Source organism: Streptomyces candidus (assembly GCF_014207445.1).
GTDB classification, from domain to species: Bacteria; Actinomycetota; Actinomycetes; order Streptomycetales; family Streptomycetaceae; genus Streptomyces; species Streptomyces candidus.
Genome location: NZ_JACHEM010000005.1, coordinates 303,748 through 324,542, shown reverse-complemented (window position 1 = coordinate 324,542; position 20,795 = coordinate 303,748). Strand labels below are relative to the sequence as shown.

Annotated in this window: 11 protein-coding genes; 5 read left to right on the top strand and 6 right to left on the bottom strand. The window is 69.5% G+C overall.

Annotation, left to right across the window (positions count from 1 at the left end; translation table 11 throughout):
• Nucleotides 1-42: 42 nt before the first annotated feature.
• Nucleotides 43-573, bottom strand: a complete 531-nt coding sequence (locus HNQ79_RS12330; protein ID WP_229923401.1) for a TspO/MBR family protein — start codon at nt 571-573, stop codon at nt 43-45.
• 256 nt (nt 574-829) lie between these two features.
• Nucleotides 830-1,522, bottom strand: a complete 693-nt coding sequence (locus tag HNQ79_RS12325; protein WP_185029949.1) for a restriction endonuclease — start codon at nt 1,520-1,522, stop codon at nt 830-832.
• Nucleotides 1,523-1,730: 208 nt separating this feature from the next.
• On the opposite strand from HNQ79_RS12325, the gene HNQ79_RS12320 reads away from it, so the two are divergent.
• Together HNQ79_RS12320 and HNQ79_RS12315 are read left to right on the top strand one after the other, a co-directional pair.
• Nucleotides 1,731-2,558 carry a gamma carbonic anhydrase family protein gene (locus tag HNQ79_RS12320; protein WP_229923400.1) on the top strand — a complete coding sequence of 276 codons (828 nt, stop codon included), beginning with the start codon at nt 1,731-1,733 and terminating at the stop codon, nt 2,556-2,558.
• Between the two features lie 130 nt (nt 2,559-2,688).
• Nucleotides 2,689-3,570 carry a GNAT family N-acetyltransferase gene (locus HNQ79_RS12315; protein ID WP_185029947.1) on the top strand — a complete coding sequence of 294 codons (882 nt, stop codon included), beginning with the start codon at nt 2,689-2,691 and terminating at the stop codon, nt 3,568-3,570.
• A gap of 182 nt (nt 3,571-3,752) precedes the next feature.
• Here the strand turns inward: HNQ79_RS12315 and HNQ79_RS12310 are convergent, their stop codons facing one another.
• Nucleotides 3,753-5,264 (bottom strand): alpha/beta hydrolase, encoded by a 1,512-nt coding sequence (locus HNQ79_RS12310; protein WP_185029945.1) that lies wholly within the window; start codon nt 5,262-5,264, stop codon nt 3,753-3,755.
• A 166-nt stretch (nt 5,265-5,430) separates the two neighbouring features.
• On the opposite strand from HNQ79_RS12310, the gene HNQ79_RS12305 reads away from it, so the two are divergent.
• Complete coding sequence (locus HNQ79_RS12305) at nt 5,431-6,177, top strand: helix-turn-helix domain-containing protein (protein WP_185029943.1); 747 nt, start codon at nt 5,431-5,433, stop codon at nt 6,175-6,177.
• A gap of 101 nt (nt 6,178-6,278) precedes the next feature.
• Here HNQ79_RS12305 and HNQ79_RS12300 read toward each other — a convergent pair whose 3' ends face one another.
• Nucleotides 6,279-7,268, bottom strand: coding sequence for a multicopper oxidase domain-containing protein (locus HNQ79_RS12300; protein ID WP_185029941.1), 990 nt, complete (start codon nt 7,266-7,268; stop codon nt 6,279-6,281).
• 174 nt (nt 7,269-7,442) lie between these two features.
• Between HNQ79_RS12300 and HNQ79_RS12295 the strand changes: the two genes are divergently transcribed.
• Both HNQ79_RS12295 and HNQ79_RS12290 read left to right on the top strand, forming a co-directional pair.
• Entirely contained in the window at nt 7,443-9,932 is a 2,490-nt protein-coding gene (locus HNQ79_RS12295; protein ID WP_185029939.1) for a ThuA domain-containing protein, read from the top strand.
• Nucleotides 9,933-9,992: 60 nt separating this feature from the next.
• On the top strand, nt 9,993-12,158 hold the full coding sequence (locus HNQ79_RS12290; protein WP_185030324.1) for an OmpL47-type beta-barrel domain-containing protein: 2,166 nt from the start codon (nt 9,993-9,995) through the stop codon (nt 12,156-12,158).
• A gap of 148 nt (nt 12,159-12,306) precedes the next feature.
• Here HNQ79_RS12290 and HNQ79_RS12285 read toward each other — a convergent pair whose 3' ends face one another.
• Nucleotides 12,307-13,113: a thioesterase II family protein gene (locus HNQ79_RS12285; RefSeq protein WP_185029938.1), complete on the bottom strand. Its 807-nt coding sequence runs from the start codon at nt 13,111-13,113 to the stop codon at nt 12,307-12,309.
• A gap of 44 nt (nt 13,114-13,157) precedes the next feature.
• On the bottom strand, nt 13,158-20,564 hold the full coding sequence (locus HNQ79_RS12280; protein WP_185029936.1) for a type I polyketide synthase: 7,407 nt from the start codon (nt 20,562-20,564) through the stop codon (nt 13,158-13,160).
• Nucleotides 20,565-20,795: the final 231 nt, after the last annotated feature.

The window sequence follows — 20,795 nt, the reverse complement described above, 5'->3', positions numbered from 1 at the left end:
TCCACGGCATGCTCCGTACCGCCGCCACGCTGTCGCGTGCCTTCAGGTGTTGGACAGCCAGATCGACAGGTTCAGCGCGGCGGCGAACGTCACCCAGGCCGCGTAGGGAACGAGCAGAAGGGCCGCGCTCCTGCGGTGCCGCGCGAACATCACCATCGTGACCGCGAGAGCCACCAGCAGGAGGCAGATGTCGAGGAAGGCAAGGCCGTACTCGCCGGCCGCGAAGAAGAGCGGGGTCCAGGCGAGGTTGAGGGCCAGTTGGACGGACCACCACGTCATGGCCGGACGGACGGACCCGGCAGGACGGCGCAGCACCAGCCACGCGGCGACCGCGATCGTGGCGTACAGAACGGTCCACACCGGACCGAAGAGCCACCCCGGCGGCGCCCAGTCGGGCCGGTCCAGCGATCGGTACACCGAACCCGCGTCGGCCGATGCCCAGGCTCCGATGCCGGCCACCGCGAAGCAGACGGCGAGAAGCCCGAGCAGCATCAGTACGCCGGACGCAGGACGGCTGTCGTGGCTGTGCACGCCGCCGCCACCGTGTTCGTCACGGACCGGATTCGGCATCATGCTCCCGTCGTCGTGCAATGGTTCCGGTGCGTGTGCCCGCTGTCGCCGCCGTTACGCGGCCCGCCGCGGGCCCCCGGTACGGCCGAGTGTGCCGCGCCCGCCGCCGCGTAAGCCGCAGGCGCGCGTACACGGCCAACGGGCAGTGTGCGCGCACCGCATGCGTACGGGGATGCCCCTACCGCGGCATCCCGGTGCCGCGGTGGAGGCAGGGAACACGCTCGGGCCGGCCCCGCTGTGTCCGTCGCCCTGCTGCGAGTCAGGGCTTGCGGGGACGGCGGCCGGTGCCTCCGCCGGAACCGTTCAACGGCAGCAAGGACTGCAGGGTGGCCCCCTTCACCCAGGAACCGAGCAGGTCGCGGTGGATCGCGACGATGTCGTTGCGCAGCGCGAGGCCCTGCGCGTCGCGGGTGAAGGCCCGCCCCGTCGTCACGTACAGGGCCACGTCCGCACGGTGCTCCGGTCTCGCGGTGCCCACGAACTTCTGCATGTCCCCCGAGCCCACCGAACGTCCGGGAGCATAGTGCTTGCACTGCACGACCAGGCGTCTCCCGTCGGGGAGGCAGCCGATGACGTCCGCGCCGAGGTCACCTGTCCTGCCGCTCACCAGCACCTCGGTGCAGCCGTCGCGCACGCACAGCTGCGCGACGTAGGTCTCGAACTCCTGCCACGACATCGCGTCCACGGCCGCCATCGACAGCTCCCGCGCCCTGTGCTCCTCCGCCACCCGCCAGGCCGCATCCCCTGCCCGCTCCCGCCGGTGCGCCCGCCACAGCCACCACCCCCCACCCCCGAGGAGCGCGAGCGCCCCTGCGCCGGCAAGGTAGGGCCATACGGCGTTCCAGTTCGCCACCAGGAGCACCGACAGGACCGCGCCGGCCAGCGCACCCCAGCGCGTGACCTGCTGCCGCTGCCTCTTCGAGCGCCTGCGGCGCTTGCGACGAGCTGCCATGCCCACCCCCGGATCGGATCCACTGACCGCAGTGTCGGGAACAGGGCCCGGCAGGCACAAGACCACCCGCCCCGCGGCAGAGCCGCGCTCAGCGCCGTATCAGCAACGTTCGCCCTGACAGTGCTTCGATAGCGGGGGCGCGGGTCCGGCGAGGGCGACGTCTGAAATCCGCCAGTACGCCCGCGGCCGGGAGGGCGAGAATCCGTACATGAGCGAGGAAGCGCAGGGAATTCGCATCCGGCACCGCGGACACGCACCGCAGGTCCATCCCACCGCCTATGTCGCCCCGACGGCCACGCTCGTCGGTGATGTGCGCGTGGGGCCGAGGGCGCGGGTGATGTACGGGGCGGTGCTCGATGCCGAGGGGTCGCGGATCGAGGTCGGGGAGGCGGCGGTGATCTGCGAGAACGCGGTACTGCGCGGGTCTGCCGTCGCCGGCGATCAGCCGGTGCTTGTCGGCGATCACGTCTTCGTGGGGCCGCACGCCACGCTGCTCGGCTGCGAGGTGGACAGGTGCGTCTACGTGGCGACCGGGGCGACGGTCCTGCAGCGCGCACGGTTGGGAGCCGGCTCGGTTGTCGCCGTCGGCGCACTCGTCCACGCGCGCACCGTGGTGCCGGAGGAGTACTTCGTGCCGCCCTGCACGGTGGCGCTCGACGCGCCGGTGCGGCTGCTGGCACCTGACGATCCGGGTCTGGCCCAGGCCGTCGGACGGGTGGGCTTCGCACAAGTGGCGTTCAGTGTCGACGCGGAGTGGACCGACCGGATCAGCCGCAACGAGCACATCGCGGAGGTACGCGCCGCCGAGTTCGGCACGCACGCGGACGACGAGGTTCTTGGTTTCGGCTGGCGCAGCAGCAACGCCCCGTGCACTCCGCGAGAGGATTCCGACCGGATCGATGACGCCGGGGAAGCACACGATGACAGCGTCACGGTCGATGATCCGCGGGTGGCCCAAGGAGCCGTCGAGCGGCACGCCTCCGAAGGGTCCGCCCAGGACTCGCCCGCCGACGCCCACATGAAGGGCCGTCCGTGAGCTGACGGCCCTTCATCAACGGTCGACGCTGTCCGGTCACCACTTGTCGGTGCACCACTTGTTTGTTTCCGGCCTCCGGTAGCAGGCACGCATCACGAAGCTGCCGGCCGACCCCTACGACGGAGTCCCCTTGTCCGTTCGCCTCACCGCACTGACCGAGCCCGACACCAGCCTGTCCAGCTACCGCTTGGCGTGGCTGGCCTCCGACACCGACGGAATCCCCGTCGGGTCAGCGTTCCTGCGTCTGTACACCCGGCCCGAGCAGAACCACCTCGCCGCTCTGGAGCTCCACGTGCATCCGGCCGAGCGGCGCAACCGTACCGGCTCCCGGCTCCTGGACGCGGCCATCGCCGCCGCACGTCAGGACGGCCGGCGCTCTGTCATCACCCAGGCGGAAGCCGGCTCACCCGGTGACCTGTTCCTGTCGGCCCGGGGCTTCCGCAGGGTCCTGACTCTGACGTTCACCCGACTGCCGTTGGCCGGGGCGGACATGGCCGCCCTCACCGAGATCACAGACCAGCCGCATCCAGGCTATCGGCTGGCGTCCTGGGAGGGCACGGTCCCCGACGACCTCGCCGAGACGTTTGTCGCGTCGCGTCGTGCCATGGACGACATGCCCATGGGCGGCACCGACTTCGGCACAGTGACCTGGGACCTGGACCGGGTCCGGGCCGCGGCGGCGGCCGTCGAGAAGCGTGGCGACCTACTGACCACCGTTGTTGCCCTCGACGAGTCGGACGGCTCGATCGCGGGGTTCACCGAACTGGTCGTCCCCGGCGACGGCAGGGGTGAGGGCCAGCATTACAGCACCGGCGTCCTGCCCGAGCACCGCGGGTACGGCCTCGCCCGCTGGATGAAGGCCGCCTCGATCCGCCAGGCCCACGACCGCCACCCGGACCTCAACGGCCTGCGCACCGACACCGCCGACAACAACCCGTACATGCGCCGCATCAACGACGCGCTCGGCTATGTGCCGGTGCACACGGCATTCGAGTACCAACTCGACCTGTAAGAGCGTGAGTTCCCGGGCCGGGACGGCGTAGCAGGGTGAGGAGCCCGGCACGCCGTGCGGACGGCGCGGCGGACGGGCTGCGGGCGGCGAGCGCACCGCCGGGGATCCGGCGGTCGGTCCGCCGGGGTTGCGGCGGTCGGTCCGCCGGGGTTCCGGCGGTCGGCCCGCCAAGGTTCCGGTCGTCAGTCCGCGTGGCAGGACACGTCCTTCGCGGGCAGCTCGCCCTCGACGAGGTAGCGCGTGGTGGTGTTCAGCGCGCAGGAGTTGCTGCCCAGGACGTAGACGCCGTGCCCGCTGTCGTCCACGCTGACCAGCCGGGCCCGGTCGCCGAATTTCTCGCGCAGCATCTTCCCGCCCCGGTGCGGGGTCGACGCGTCGCGCCGGTTCTGCAGGAGCAGAACGTTGCGCGGGCCTTCGGTGTCGACCTTCACCGGTGGTTCGGCGGGGGCGTACGGCCAGAAGACGCACGGGGTGACGTTGGCGGTGGCGGCGCCGTACAGCGGGTAGCGCGCGCGGTCCTCGGCGACGCCCCGCCGGTAGGTGTGGACGTCCTCGGGCCAGTCGACGTCGTTGCAGGTGACGGAGAGGAAGACAGTCAGGGCGTTGTCGGTCGGCGACGGCGCCCCGGCCGCTGTTTCCTCCCGTGGGGTCGGCAGGTCGCGGGCCGCCGCCTCGTTGTTCTGGAGCATCGCCTGCCAGGTCTGTGCCAGCTTGGGGTACTGCGTCCGCTTGAACAGTTGACCGAACGTCAGGAGCCGGAAGAGGCTGCCGTCGATGCCGGCGACCGGCGCCCTGTCGAGTGTGCCGGCGATGGTGAGGTGGGAGGCGCGGACCTGTTGGGGTGTGCGGCCCAGGCCGTAGCTGTCGTGCCGGCGGGCGGCCCACTTCGCGAAGTCCGGCAGAGTCTGTTCCATGCCGAGCGCGTAGCGGCGCAAGCCGTCGCGGTCGAGGTGGGTGTCTCCGATGTTGCTGTCGAGCACGATTCGGTCGGTGCGCTCGGGGAACATCGACGCGTAGGCGGCGCCGAGTGCCGTGCCGTAGGAGTAGCCCAGGTAGCTGGTCTTTTCCTCGCCGAGCGCGGCCCGGATCCGGTCCAGGTCGCGGGCGGTGTTCGCGGTGGTGAGGTGGCGCAGCCGGCCGCCGCGGTCGTTGCGCGCGCACTGCTCGGCCGCCTGTTCGGCGATCTCCGCCTGTGCGGTGACCGCGGCGTCGTCGACCGCGTAGGGCGGGATGTTGGCGTAGTAGGGGCCGTTCTGGGTGAAGCCGCAGCCGACCGGTGTGGAGTGCCCGATCCCGCGGGTGTCCATGCCGATGAGGTCGTAGCGGTCGGTGACGCTGCTGGGCAGGCCCCGGGCCACCAGTAGCGCGGACAGTGCCAGCCCGGATCCGCCGGGGCCGCCCGGGTTGAGCATGAGGACGCCGCGCCTCTTGGACGGGGCGGCGGCGGCCAGCCGGGAGATGGTGAGGTCGATCTGCTCCCTCTCCGGGTCGGCGTGGTCCAGCGGCACGGGCACGGTGGCGCACTGCAGCGCGGACGGGGCGGCTGCCGCCATGACGTCGTCGGGGCATTGACCCCATTTCAGCCGCGGCTTCTTCGGCTCCTCGGCGGCGGCGGGCACGGTGGTCAGCGAGGCGCCCAGGGCGAGGACCGCCAAGAGGGCCAGGCTCTGAGCGACACTGCCTTGTCGTTTCATGTCCAGTCTCCGAAACCGGTTCGTGGTGGTGGTCGCGGCCATCCCACTCCGTGCCCCTGGGGCAGGGTCACCAACGGGCGGGGCGGCAGCGGCCCGTGGTTGACCGTGCCCCGGGGGCAGGGTTTTGTATGGCCGCCGGGGCACGATCCGGAAGAAGGGGCGACTGGTGGCGTGGAGTACGCGTCAGCTGGCGGAACTCGCGGGCACGACGACCAAGACCGTCCGGCACTACCACGAGATCGGCCTGCTGGAGGAGCCGGAGCGGGCGTCCAACGGCTACAAGCGGTACGGCGTCAGCCATCTGGTCCGCCTGCTGCGCATCCGCAGACTGACCGGCCTCGGCGTGGCTCTCGCGGACGTCACCTCGGTCGAGAGCAGGGACGAGAGGGCGCAGCAGATTCTCAGGGATCTGGACGCCGAACTCGCCGCGGACATCGAACACCGGCAGCGGATGCGGCGGGACCTGGCGGCCGTCATGGAGAACCGGGCCGCACTCGACATGCCCTCGGACTTCCGGACACTCGCCGACGACCTGCCCCAGGCCCAGCGGTCCCTGCTGCTGGCCTACTCCAGCATCCTCACGCCCGCAGCGATGGCCGCTCTCCAGGAGCAGCTCTCGGGGCCGCGCGGGGATCTCGACGCGGAGTTCGCAGCGCTCGACGAGGACGCTCCCGACGAGGTGCGGCAGCGGCTCGCCGAGCGGATGGTGCCCGAGGTCCGCCAACAGCAGAAGGACCACCCGTGTCTGGGCGACCTCGGGCTGGCCTCGCGCCGGGAGAGGGCAGTCGCCGAGTCGGTCGTCGTGCACGCGCTGGTCGAGTTCCACCACCGCGCCCACCTCGACGTACTGCGACGCGTCCACGCACTCCTCCTCGCGGACGTCGCCACGGGGGGCCGAATCAACGGCACCTGAGCAGCGACAGGACCGGACGTACCGTGCGGTGCCGGGTGCCCGGCGACCGCCGCATCTCCGCCTCGGCCTCGTCGTCCCGGGCCCGGTCGGCCCCGGGTCACTCAGTGGTCATGCTCCGGCGGGTGGTGCGGCTCGTACCCGGGGATCGTGCCGTCGGCCTTGGCCACCAGGAAGAGTCCGGCCATGCCCATGTCGGAGTGGCTCTGGACGTGGCAGTGGTACATCCACGCGCCCGCGCCGACGTGTTCGCCCGCGATGATCTGGAAGCCGAAGGAGTCGGCCGGGCCGGTGATCTTGTTGTCGACGATGCGGCTGGGGTCGTCGGGGCCGGTCAGCAGACCGGTCCTGTTGTCGGCCCAGCGGTGACCGTGCATGTGGAACGTGTGGTAGAACTCCCCGTGCGTGATCATGACGATCTCCACGCGCTCCCCGACCGTGGCTTCGAAGTCGGGACTCTGGTGTCCCGGCCTGTTGTTGATGGTCATGTCGTTGAAGACGATCGTGAAGGTCTTGTCGGGGAGGATGTCGCCCTGGCGGCGCACGATCAGACCGCCGTAGAGCCCTTTGCGGATGCCGCCCGTGCCGTGGTCGGTGCCCACGACGTGGTCGTGGTAGTGCCAGTAGCCGGCGCTGCCGGATCGCCAGGTGCCGTCCTTGCGGCGGCCGGGGGTGTGCGTGCGCCAGGTGTACGTGCGGGTCCCGCCGGGCTCGACGTGGCTCTTGCTGAGTTTGGTGCCGTCGCTGGTGATCTCGTAGTCCACGCCGTGCACATGGAGGCTGACCGGTACGTCCAGGGTGTTCTCGAACTCGATGTGAGCCGTGTCGCCCTCGATGAGTTCGATCAGTGGGCCGGGCACGGAGGCCTTGCCCTTCTCGAAGCCGTAGCCGAGTTGTCCGTCGGGCAGCTTCTCGGCGTACATCTTCAGCCGGTGGATCCGGCCGCCCGCCGGAGCGGTTTCCGGCGGGATGTCGGCCGAGGGGGCCGCCACGGCCCGGGGCGCGGTTTCCGCGGCGAGTGACAACGATGTCGCCCCTGTCGCGGCGACCGCACCGCCTGCCAGGAGGCGCCGGTTGAAGCTGCGTCTGTCCATGCCGAACTCCCCAACGTGATACGGAGGTTGACGGCCACACCGTAGCCGGACGAGCCCAGTTCATCCACACCGAGGACAAAGTTCGCGGTATTCCGGTCATACCCCTTGGCGGGCGCGCCAAAGAGGTCTAGCTTCATCGGCTGATCCTGCGACCACTGAGGGACGGGTGAACACATGCAGCGCACACCACATCGCCGGTCAAGACGCCGACGCGGACTCATCGCCGCTCTGACGGCCGGAGTTGTCGCATCCGGCCTGCTCGGCGGCACTGCGGCCTCTGCCCGGCCGTATCCCGATCCTCCGCCTCCGACAACGTTGTCCCTTCCCGCGCTCCCTTCTCCGCCCGGCGGCGCCACCGTCCGGGTGCTCGTCTTCCACGGTTCCGCGGGTGCCGAGGAGCCGCCGACCGTCAACGCCGGTATCGAGGCCATCGAGAGGATCGGCCAGACCGGTCCCGTCGCCCAGCGCTTCAGGGTGGAGGCCACCGACGACGCGGCCGTCTTCACCACGGCCAGGCTCGGCAGGTTCAACGCCGTCGTCTTCCTGACCGGGAGCGGCGACGTGCTGGATCCCGCGCAGGAGGCGGGACTTGAGGCGTACATGGAGGCCGGCGGCGGTTTCCTCGGCATCCACGACGCGGCGCGGACCGAACCGTACTCGGACTGGTTCGGCGGCCTGATCGGCGCCCGGCCCACCGCGGGCGGTCCCGCGACCGTGCAGCGCGCGACCGTGGAGGTCGGCGACCGGCAGCACCCCGCCACCAAGAACCTGCCGCTCCAGTGGAAGCGGCCCGACAAGTGGCTGAACTGGGCGAAGAATCCGTCCGGTGAGGTGCACACCGTGGCGCGCGTACGGGAGGCCACGTACCGGCCGGGAACGGGCGCGAACGGCTGGGACCACCCGGTCTCCTGGTGCCGCGACTACGACGGCGGCCGCTCCTTCTACACCGGCATGGGCGGCACCGCCGAGTCCTTCCAGGAGACGGACTTCCGCGACCACCTGCGCGGCGCCCTCCAGTGGACGACGCGCATCGCCCGCGCCGACTGCAAGGCGAGCATCAACGCCCACTACAAGGCCGAGCGGATCACCGCGCCCAACCAGCCGGGCCAGTCGGACCAGATCGGTGAACCGCACGGTCTGGTGACCGCGAAGGACGGCCGGGTCCTCTACATCGGCCGGGGCGGCGCCGACGGCAACGCGCCCGTCGTCACCGACTGGAACAACCCGGACATCGGCAAGGGCCAGGGCCAGATCCACGTCTACGACCCGAAGACCGGCAAGGTGACGCTCGCGGGCGCGCTGACGGTCTTCGGCAACAAGGGCGGCGGAGACGAGCTGGTCAAGAACGAGGAGGGCCTGCTCGGCGTCGAGACCGACCCGGACTTCCTGACCAACGGATGGGTGTACCTGCACTACACACCTCACTCGCAGATCAACCGGGACACGCACATGGCCGAGCGCCGCGTCTCCCGTTTCACCCTCGACCTCACCACCAACAAGCTGGACCTCTCCTCCGAGAAGGTCCTGCTCAAGTGGCCGGTCCAGATCCACAGTTGCTGCCACGCGGGCGGCGGCCTGGCCTGGGATTCGAAGCAGAACCTGTACATCGCGACGGGCGACAACAACTCGTCCGGGTTCAGCGGTGGTTACTCCGGCAACAACCCGGAGCCGAACTTCAAGGGCGTGTCCTTCGCGGACGCCCGCCGCACCGCGGGCAACACCAACAACCTCAACGGCAAGATCCTGCGCATCCACCCCGAGGACGACGGAACGTACACGCTTCCCGCGGGCAACCTGTTCACCGGCAAGGAGCCCGACGAGGGCGGCGGCAGGACGCGCGGCGAGATCTACGTGATGGGCGTGCGCAACCCGGCCCGGATCGCCGTCGACCCGCGGACCGACATCCTGTACGCCGGGTGGGTCGGCCCCGACGCGGGCGCGCCGAGCACCACCTGGGGCCCGGCGAAGTACGACACGTTCGCCGCGATCACCAAGCCGGGCAACCACGGCTGGCCGTACTGCATGGGCAACAACCAGCCCTACCGCGACCGCAATCTCCCCGACCCGGCCAAGCCGCTGGGCTGGTACGACTGCAAGGCCCCGAAGAACGAGTCGCCGCACAACGACGGCCTGGTGAACCTGCCGGCCGTCACGCCCAACACCATCTGGTACTCCCCGCAGGGCGGCGGCGTCGACTATCCGCGCGACGCGAACGGCGTGCCCAGCTACCAGCAGGAGGAGCAGAAGCTGCTGCTGCCATGGCTCAAGGGCGGCGGCCAGGCCACCATGAACGGTCCCGTGTACCGGTACGACGCGACGAGCGCCGGCAAGGACAAGTGGCCCTCGTACTGGGACGGCAAGTGGTTCGTCGGTGACTTCTACGACGGCGACCAGCCCCGGCACGCGGTGCTGACCGATCCGAGGACGGTGGGCAACGGCGGGCTGCCCACGCACGCCGAATCGCTCAAGAAGATCATCCCGGTGGGCGCGGACGGCATCCGCAACCTCATGGACTGGAAGTTCGCGCCGGACGGTTCCCTCTACGTCCTCGACTACGGGCGCGGCTTCTTCACCTCGGACGCCAGGTCGGCGCTGTGGCGCGTGACGTACAAGGGCGGCGAGCCGACCCCGGCCGCCGGGGACCTGGCCAGGAAGGCGGAATAGGCAGTGAAGCAGAAACGGAGAACTCCCCCGCTGTGGACGGCGCTGGCGGCCGCCCTGCTGATGGTCCTCGGACTGACGTCCACGGCGGCGTACGGCCGCGAGGACGACGGGCCCGGATCAACGGCGGCCGCGCCCGTCCAGACGCTCACCTGGACCGCGGGCGATCCGATCGACCGCTACCTGTCGTTCCCGAGGACGGCGGTGGCGGGCGAGACGACCATCGTCTTCGAGAACAGCACGGCGACCGGGAACACGACCGGAATGCCGCACACCCTGACCTTCGGCGTGTCCGACCCCGAGTACAACAACGACGTGCAGCTGAACATCCTCGCCAATCCCACCGACGACAAGGGCGGCAAGCACACCGCCACGGTCACCCTCACCCCCGGCCGGTACTTCTACCACTGCACCATCCCCGGCCACGGCGCCATGCAGGGTGTCCTGACCGTCACGGAACCGGGCGGCGAGGACACCGCTGCCCCGGAGACCTCGGCGAAGGTGGAGGGCGAGAAGAACGCCGACGGCGCCTACATCGGGCACGCCTCGGTGACCGTCGCGGCCACCGACGCGGGCTCCGGCGTGGACAGGATCGAGTACGCACTCGGCACGGACGGCGCCTGGACGCCGTACACCGCGCCCGTCGTGGTGCACCAGGTCGGCGCGCACACCGTCCGCTACCGGGCCACCGACAAGGCGGGCAACAGCGCGGCCGAGAAGACCATCGGCTTCACCGTCGTCGCACCACCGACGGACGACAGGACCCCGCCGGAAACGTCGGCGACGGTCAGCGGTGAGAAGAACGCCGAGGGCCAGTACCTGGGCATGGCGACGGTCACGGTGACCGCCTCCGACACCGGCTCGGGCGTCAACACCATCGAGTACGCGGTCGGAGCGGGCGGCGCCTGGACGGCGTACGCGGGTCCGGTCATGGTGCACGCCGTGGGCACGCACACGGTCCGCTACCGTGCCACCGACCGGGCCGGGAACGTCGCCGCCGAGAAGGCCGTCGAGTTCACGGTCGTCGCACCGCCCACCCAGGACAAGACCCCGCCGGAGACCACTGCGACGGTGACCGGCGACAAGAACGCCGACGGCGCGTACATCACCAGTGCCAAGGTGACGTTGACCGCGACGGATGCCGGGGGTTCGGGCGTCGACAAGGTCGAGTACTCGCTCGACGGCGGCCCCTACCTGGCGTACACGACGCCGGTGATCATCGACAGGGTGGGCCGGCACACGGTCGGCCACCGTGCCACCGACAAGGCGGGCAACACGTCCGTGGCCGGACAGGTGGTGCTCACCGTCGCGGAGGGCGGCGGCGTACCCGCGCCGAACTGCCCCGAGCACGACGAGCGCCTGACGGTCATCGTCGGCACGGTCGACACCGGCGTACCCAACCGCATCACGCGCAACCGCTGCACCGTCAACGAGCTGATCGAGGACGAGCGGGAGTGGACCTCCCAGGCCCTCTTCCTCAAGCACGTCGACCAGGTCCTCGACAAGCTCCTGTACGACGGCGTCATCGACGCGCGCGAGCACCGCAAGATCTACCGCGCGGCAAGGCAGTCCGCCATCGGCACGCCGGGCCAGACGGACGGCTACCGCGACCTGTTCGACGGTACGCAGTCCTCCTTCGCCAAGTGGCAGCAGGTGGGCGGCGGTTCCTTCGGCCTGAACGCGGACGGCTCGATGACCAGCTCGGCCACGACGCCGGGCATGGGCATGCTGTGGTTCCCCGAGCGCAAGTACGAGAACTTCTCGCTCAAGCTGCGGTGGCGCGACGACGCGCCGGGCACGGGCAACGCCAACGCCGGCGTCTTCGTACGCTTCCCGCAGGTCCACGACCATCCGGAGGAGCCGCGCCCGGAATGGGTGGCCATCAAGTACGGGCACGAGGTGCAGATCCTCGACCGCCCGGACGGCGACATGTACAAGACGGGCTCGGTCTACGGCTTCGACCGCGTGGGCCTGGGCGGCGCGGGCGTCACGCCCAAGGGCACCTGGAACGACTACGAGATCCGGGTGGAGGGCCAGCACTACTCGGTCTTCCGCAACGGTGTTCTGATCAACGAGTTCGACAACTTCGGCGGGCAGGACTTCTCCCCGCCGCGCGGCGACGACCCGGGGACCGACGGGCGTCGGTACGCCTCCGGCTACGTCGGCCTCCAGGTGCACGGGACCACGGATGTGATCTCGTACCGCGACATCCGCATCAAGCAGCTGTAGGCAGGAGTTGACGGGCCCGAAGGGGCCCGGCGGGTGCGGCCCGCGTGCTGAGGCGCGCGGGCCGCACCCGTCCTGCCGCATGAACACGATCAATGGACTGTGCGCTTCGACCGGCTTCATTCGAGCCCGGCCGGTTCAGGTTATGACTTCACGGGCACGAGGGTTTCGCTGGGACGAGCGGCTTGCCGTAAGCGGCCTGGATATCTCGAACCAATCGCTCGGTGAGCGGCTTTGGCTGATCGATGGGATAGGTGTGGTTGCCCGGGAACAGTGTCGGGTCGGCGGCGTTGGTGAACAGGTCGTTCCAGGTGGCCAGGTCGTCCGGGGTGGCGACCGGGTCGTGGCAACCGCCGTACAGCGCGACGGCGGACTCCACCGGGGGTTCCTCGTGATGACGATGTTGCAGTAAGAGGGTCAGGTCCGCCAGCAAGGGAACTCCGAATGCTGCCGCGGATTCCGGATGGTCGCAGAGCTCTTGCGGCAGTGGTCCGATGAGATCGGTCAGGACAAGATCACCGGTGATCAGGCAGTGGGGAATGATCGCGCGGAATCTGGCGGTGTGGGGCGCGGGCAGGGCGGACAGTGCGAGCAGTACTGGGGGTGCGCTTCTCGCACGGCGGAGGCGACGGGATGTCTCGAAGGCCGCGAGGGCGCCGAGCGAGTGCCCGAATAGGGCGTACGGGCGAGAGTCGTTTTCCTGGTCGAGGACATGGGCCAGGGAGGTGGCCAGATGCCGGGAGTCGGTGAAGGACGGTTCGCTGCTTCGGCGTCCGCGACCGGGGAGTTGCACGCAACCCAGCTCCACCGTCTCGGGGAGGTGCTCCGCCCAGGGAGCGTAGTAACCGGCCCCCGCCGTGCTGGGCGGAATGCAGTAGAGACGCACGTCCGCCGAAGGGCGCGGGTCTGGGTAATACAAGGTGGGAGCGGGAGCGGCCGGGTGTGATGCCGAGGTCATGAGAGAGGCTTTCGGCTGGATTTACGGTCGGAGATCGGCTGCTGTCAGGCACTCGCCCGGGTGAGCATGCGTCGCGCGAGCGGGGCCAGGCCCTGGGCGCTGGTCAGTTCGACGGTGAGAATGTTGCGGCCGAAGCGTTGCTTGACCAGGGTGGTGATCTCGGCTGCCATGAGCGAATCGACGCCGAGTTGGTCCAGCCGCCGGGTGCGGTCGATGTGTTCGGCGCTGGTCTGCAGAACGTGGGCGAGAATGTCGGTGAGAGCGTCTTCGGCCAGGCCGAGGGCTTCTTCTTCGGTCTCGGCTGCGGCCAGAGCCCGGCGCAGGTGGTCGTCCGCTGCGCTTTGTTCCACGGCCGGGAGGACGTCCTGATACCGCGGCCCGTTCAGGGTGGGCAGGAACGTCCGCATCTTGCCCCACTGGATGTTGCCCACGGAAACCGTGCCGCTGTCCGGGTCGGCCAGAATCACATCCAGAGCGTCGAGAGCCTCCTGGGCCGTGAGGGGCGTCAGCCCGATGGTGTCCGTGTGACTCTGGATCTGGTTGCGCTGGACATAGCCGGCGTCCGAGATCGCCCCGAACCGGACAGCCTGGCCGCGCCGACCGCGCTGCACCCGGTCCGCGACGAGTGCTTCCAGGGCGAGATTGGCGGCGACGTACGGAGCCTGCTGGCTGTTGCCGACCAGGACGGACATGGAGCTGTAGACGACGAAGAAGTCCAGATCCCGGTGACGCGTGGCTGCATCGAGCACGAGCCCTGCCCCGAGCTTGGGGTGAAGGACGGCCTGGAACTGCTCGTCGGTCAGGGAGGTGAAGGGAGCGTCGTTGAGGACCATGGCAGCGTGGATGACACCGCCCAGACGCCGACCGGAGAGGTCGATCTGCTCGAAGATGCTCCCCATGGCTTTCGGATCGGCGGCGTCCGCCGAGTGAACCGCCACCTGGGCTCCGAGGCGGCGCAGGTCGGCGAGCAGCTCATCGATGCCTTGAGTGTCCTGGCCGCGGCGGCTGACGAGAGTGAGGTGGCGGGCTCCGCGAACGGCGAGGTGACGAGCAGTGGCCGCGCCGAATCCTCCCGTGCCTCCGGTCACCAGATAGGTGGCATCCGGGTCGAGCGGGACGGCGGCGGTGGCGGGGAGGGCGGGGACGGGACGGTCGAAGGTGACGACGACTTTGCCGAGGTGCCGGGAGTGCTGCAGGCAGGTGAAGGCGTCCTCGATCCTGGCTGCCGGGTAGGTGAGGTGAGGCAGCGGAGTGAAGGTGCCTGCCGCGACGTTCTTCTGCAACTCCGCGACGAGGGCGTCGCCCTCGGCCGAGGGCTTGAGAAGGAAGGTTGTGACGTCCACCCCGTGGAACGTGAGGTTGTTGACGAACGGAGCCAGGGGCAGAGCGCTGTCCGCGAGGAAGTCGCGCTTGCCCAGTTCCACGAAGCGGCCACCGGGCTTGAGGAGCTCCAGGCTGCGTACGAGCGCCTGACCGGCCAGGGAATTGAGAACGACATCGACGCCGGCACCGTCGGTGAGGTCACGGACCTGATCGGCGAAGTGCAGGCTCCGCGAGTCCAGTACGTGGTCGGCGCCCATCAGACGCAGGAGCTGACGTTTGGCCGGAGTGCCGGCGGTGGCGATGACACGGGCTCCGACATGGCGGGAGTACTGGAGGGCGGCCATGCCGACTCCGCCGGCCGCTCCGTGGATCAGGATGGTCTCGCCTGCCGTGAGGCGAGCCAACTGCTGGAGGCTGTGCAGAACGGTGACGAAAACGGTGGGAACGGTGGCGGCTTCGGCGAAGGTCCACCCCTCGGGGATGGGCAGCACCCGGTCAGCACGGGTGACGGCGTGGGAACCGAAACAGCCCAGCGAGACCCCGGTCACGCGGTCCCCGGGGGCCAGGGTGCTGACCCCGGGTCCCACGGCGGTCACGGTGCCGGAGCATTCCAGGCCAAGTCCGGTGATGTCGGGGCGGCTTTCGTCCTGTGCGGGGGGAACCAGCCCGGTGGCGGCCATGATGTCCCGGTAATTGAGCGCGGCGGCCCTCACCCGCACGACCACCTGTCCGGGCCCTGGCGCGGGTACCTCCATGGGCTTCCAGGCGAGGCGGTAGTGCAGGCCGGGCGCGGAGAGGCCCAGCGTGTAGGCCTGTTCGGATGAGACCTCGGTGGGACACGGAGCAGCTTTCCGGACCCGGGGCACGAACCGGCCGCCCCCGGACAGGACGACTTCGTCCTCGTCCGTGCGGGAGGTCAGTTCGAGCAGCAGATCGTCCAAGGCGCGCGGTGTTTCGGGCGCGCAGCTCACCGCGATCTTCCGCACGGTCAGGTGGGACATCTCATTGGCCAGGGTCCGGGCCGCGCCCCACAGGACAGTGCCGGCACGGGGCCCGGCCGGGGGAAAGCGCAGAGGTCCTTCCGGCGTACGGACGACGATCCACACAGTGGGCCGGATGCGGTCCTCGGCCGCGTCGCAGGCCGCGGCGAGGGCACGCAGCACGGCGCAGTAGCGGACATTTTCCGAGGCGGACTGCGGGGCGCTGCTCTCAAGCTCCCCGGCGATCAGCACGATGTCCGCGGGGCCGTCGATGCTCGCGAGCCGGGACGTCCAATGGGAGGTTTCCGTGCTCGCCGGGACCACGACCGCAGGATCCTCGGTGCGTCCTGTCAGTGCGGTGAGCAGGTCCTGGCCGGTGAAGGCTGCTGACGGTGCATCCTCGTGGAGGTCGGCCACCAGCCAGTGCCGGGATTCGGCGGCAGGAGCGACCTGGGTTCGGCCGGGAGGGCTGTCGCGGGGAGCTCGCGAGGCGAGGATGACGGAGAAGTCGCTGTGACCGGGTTCGGTGGTGTCGCCCACCTGTGCACTCTCGGCGAAGCCGCATGAGGTGAGGAGCGCGGGCCAGTCGGCCCGGGAGAGGAGCGGGCCGTGTGGGCGCAGGACCGTGTCGGCGGCACGCCAGAAACTGTTGAGCAGCCCGAAGACCGGGGTGAGGAAATCGTTGCTGTGGCACTCCAGCGCGATCAGGTGTCCGTTGTCGGCGAGCAGGTGGGCCAGGCGGCGAACGGTGGTGTCCAGCTCACTGGTGGCGTGCAATACGTTGGAGGCCACGACGATGTCGAAGGACCCGCTTTCGAACCCCTGTCCCGAGGGATCGGATTCCAGGTCCAGGCACCGGTAGTCCAGAAAGTCGTACGCGGCGAACCGGGCCCGGGCCTTGGGCAGGAAGACCGAGGAGACATCCGTGTAGGTGTAGGTGGTGCGCTCGGGCGGCACATGGGGCAGCAGGTGTGCGGTGGTCCCGCCGGTTCCGGCACCGACCTCCAGGATGCGCAACGGCCGGTCCTCGGGCCAGTCGCGCACCGCTGCCCGCAGCAGCTCGGTGGCGGCTCGGTTGGAGTACTGCAGGAAGCGAGCGTGGTCGTAGAACCGGGCGGCGAGTGCGTCGGTGTCGCTGAACAGGATGTCGAGGGGGTCCTCGTCGCCGCGCAGCACCGCCGGGAGAGCTTGTGCGCAGATGCCGTAGACATGGGTGATGGCCCCCCAGTCCGGGAAGTTCCGCAGCAGGTCCTGAAAGGCACGCGTGCCGGTCGGGTGCTCACCGATGGCCGGCACGTCCCACCTGTCGGTGCCTTGCGCTGCGAGAGCCCCGCACCGTTCGGCGATGCCGGTCAGGGACAGCAGCAGTTGCGTGTGCTTGCGATGGACACCTGCCGCGATCAGGCTGGGGATGTCGAAGCTTGTGCGGCCGGGCAGAAGTGCGGTGAGTGCCTCGGAGAAGAAGAGCGAGACCATGTCCATCAGCGCTGTGCGGTAGGTGCCGTAATCGATGGTCTGCCAGTCGGTGAGCAGCGCGTCCAGGGTGGCGGCGCATGAGGCGACGAGCTGGGCGGGCGGCGGCAAGGGGGCGGGGCGGGCGGGAGCTCCTGCTAGGGGGGCGGCCCGGAGTGCTTCGGTCAGGCGGTCGTCCTGCGCCGGACGTACCGTGTCGAAGCGGTTGAGGTGACAGCCCAGCAGTTCCAGGGACACGGTCCCCTCAGCGTCCAGAACCGTCACGTCCCAGATGGCTTCCCGGGCAGACAGTGTCCGGGCTTTCACATGGATGAAACCGTCGTTGGCAGGGGTTGACCAGGAGCGGATCACGTCGATCCGTGCCGGCAGATACGGAGCGGGTTGCCCGTCCAGGGAAGTCAGCAAGGGCATGCCGGCCTGTAGCGCACCGTCGAGGATCGTGGGGTGCGCCGCGTGCCCGTCGGGCGTACTCCGGCTGTTGTACCGGGCCAGCACCTCGGACTCGCCCACGGACACCTCGGACAGGACCTGGAAGGCGGGCCCGTAGGGCAATCCGGCACTCGCGCACGCCGAGTACAGCTCTTCCGACGTAAGGGTCCGGGCGATACGGGCACGTACGGCGTCCAGCTCCAGCGCTGCGGGCGGAACACGGAGCAGTGGCCGGGTGCGGGCCTCGGCATGGATGGTCCACTCGGTACTGTCCGAGGTGCGGCTGGCGACGGTGAACTTGCCGTCCCGCGCCACCTGGCTGTGCAGGTGGATGTCCATGTCCGGGTCGTCCAGCGGAAGTGGCAGAGCCCGGGGGATGTCCAAGCCGACGACTTCTACAGCAGAATCCTCACCTGTTGCGGCGGATGCGAGGGCCATGTCCACATAGGCGGCGGCCGGCATGACAACGGTTTCACCGACCTTGTGGTCGGCCAGCCACGGCAGCACGGCTCCGTCCAGCCGGCGGTGCCATGTCGGGTGGGGGGCCGATTGCCGGGTTCCCAGCAGCGGGTGCTGCATGACCGGCGGGTTCTCCTCCTCGGCGCTGTCCTGCAACCACCAGCTGGGCTCGCCGGTCCAGTGCCGTTCGCGCTGCCAGGGGTACGCCGGAAGGGCCACGACGTGGCCGGGGCGCGGAAAGTAGACATCCCAGTCGATGTCCGCTCCAGTCGCGACGACATGGGCCAGCGTGGTGTCCAGCGCCCGGGAGCCGGTGGCGCTGCGGCTGAGGCTCGGAACAACGGCGACGGATGTGGAGTGCTCGGCGGTGATCCGGCGCAGGTACGTGCCCAGCACCGGATGCGGCCCGACCTCCACCAGCACATCGCACCCCGCGACGTCGGTCAGGGACCGGACAGCTTCGGCGAACAGAACCGGTTCCCGAACGTTGCGCCACCAGTACTCGGCGTCCGCTTCGGGACCGGCGATGCTTGCGCCGGTAACGGTCGACGCCATCGCGATGCGGCCCGGCCGGGGCTGCAGGCCCGCCAGTGCCTTGAGCAATGGTGTGCGTACCGCGTCCATGGCGGGCGTGTGAAAGGCGTAGTTGAGCCCCAGTTCGCGGTAGTACCAGCCCTCGCTCCCGGCGCGGGCGGCAAGGACGGCCATGGCTGCGCTCTCGCCGGCGACGGTGACGTCGCGGTCGCTGTTGATTCCCGCTACCGACAGACGGCCCCTGAAGGCGGGTTCGGTCAGCAGGCGCTGAGCGGCCTCCTGGCCCAGACCCAGAGCAGCCATCGAGCCGGTTCCTGCCGTAAGGCCCTGGGCCCGGCTGCGTTCGGCGATCACCCGGCAGGCGGAAGCGCGGTCCAGGATGCCGGCCGCGTACGCGGCGGCGACTTCTCCGACGCTGTGCCCCACCGTCGCGGCCGGGTTGATGCCCCGCGCGGCCAGTGACGCAGTGAGCCCCGCCTGCAGGGCGAACAGCATGGGTTGCGCGACCTCGGTGAGCTGCCAGCGATCCTCCTGAGGTGTGCGCATCTCGGCCAGCACGGACCAGCCCAGCAAAGGCTCCAACTCGTCGCTGACCGCCCTGACTTCATTGCCGAAGTCCTGATCGCTACCGAGAAGGTCGCGGCCCATGCCCGGCCGCTGCGAGGCGTTGCCGGCGAAGACGAAGCCGACCACCCCCCGGCTGACCGAGGCGGCGGACGCCGACGAAGGAGCGGCGTCACCGACGGCCACGGCGCGCAGGGCAGCCGACGCCTGCCGGGCGTCGGACGCGAGGACCGCGACACGGTTGTCCTCCCGGCCCCGACGGCGCGTGGCTGTATAGGCGATGTCGTACAGGTCCTCGGTCCGGCTCTCCACCGCATCCGCCATGCCGGCCGCGGCGGCGCTCAGCGCTGCCTGGGTATGGCCGGACACCATCAGCAACGTCTGCCTCGGGCGAGGTTTTCCGGCATCCTTGGCGGGCTGCGGAGCAGGAGCCAACACCACATGGGCGTTGGCTCCGCCGAAGCCAAAGGAATTGACCCCGACCATCGGCCGCGACAAAGCCGCGAGAGGCCGTGCTGCCACGACCGGCTCCAGCCCCATCTCCGCGAAGTCGATGTTCCCGTTGGCCGGTTCGGCATGCAAGGTTGCGGGAATTCTCCTTTCGCGCAGAACCAGCATGGCCTTCAGCACACTCGGGATGCCCGAGGCGGCCTCCAGGTGCCCGAGGTTGGACTTCACCGATCCGATGGGCAGCAGCTCGCCGTCCCGGCGGCTGCCCAGAGCTTTCCCCAGAGCCATGCACTCGACGGGGTCTCCCGCTTGCGTTCCCGTGCCGTGTGCTTCCAGATAGGCAAGGTGCCGAGGGTCGATGTGGGCCTGCTCGTACACCTGCGAGAGCAGGTGCGCCTGTGCCTCGGGGTTGGGCAGAGAAAGCCCGGCAGTCCGTCCGTCCGAGTTCACCCCACTGGCCTCGATGACAGCGTGTACGCGGTCGCCGTCCGCGATCGCTGCCGCCAGTGGCTTCAGTACCAGAACGCCGGCGCCCTCCGAGCGCACAAAGCCATCGGCAGACGCCGAGAAGGGTCGGCATCGCCCCGTCGGGGAAAGCATCGACGCCTGGGAGAACCCGACATAGTTCCCCGGAGCCAGAAGGACGTTCACCCCACCGGCCAGGACCAGGGAGCTCTGGCCGGAGCGCAGAATTTCACACCCCTGGTGAATCGCGGTCAACGCTGAAGCGCAGGCGGTGTCCACCGCCGTGGAGGGACCGTGCAAGTCGAAGAAGTACGACACACGGTTGGCCGCGTTGCAAGCGGCCCCGCCCGACATCGTGTAGGCATTCATCGACCGGGGCCGCCGATGTCCGAGATCGGCGTAATCATGCGCGGACAGCCCCATGACCACGGCGCAGTCCCCGCCGGCGATGGTCGACGGTGCGATCGCGGCATCGTTCAGAGCTTCCACCGAGCATTCGAGCAGCAGCCGTTGCTGGGGATCGATTTTCCCGGCCTCCTTCGGCGAAATTCCGAAGTAGTCGGCGTCGAAGCTCGCCACGTCGGTGAGGAAACCGCCGGCCGCGGTGTAGGACTTACCGGCCCGGTCCGGAGCAGAATCGGTGAACCGATCCGGGTCGAAGCGGTCAGCAGGGACTTCGCTCACGACGTCGAGGCCCTTGTCCAGTACTCGCCACAGGCCGTTCATGCTCACAATGCCACCCGGCAGCCGCAGGCCGATCCCCACCACGGCCACGGAGTTTTCTACGGGCGGACAGGATTTCCCGGGAGAGAGTCCTTCGGTGTTCAAGGTGCCACACACTCCAGTCTTGAATGCGAGGAACTGATGACCGTGCACCTGGCATCGGACAAGAAGGAATGTATCCGTAAGTGATTTGGCTGTCCTCTGCCCGAGTAAGTAAACAGGTACTGGTTTAGCCGTGTGTGACCGGGACTTTCGTCATGCGTGCCCTGATCGAGCTTCTGT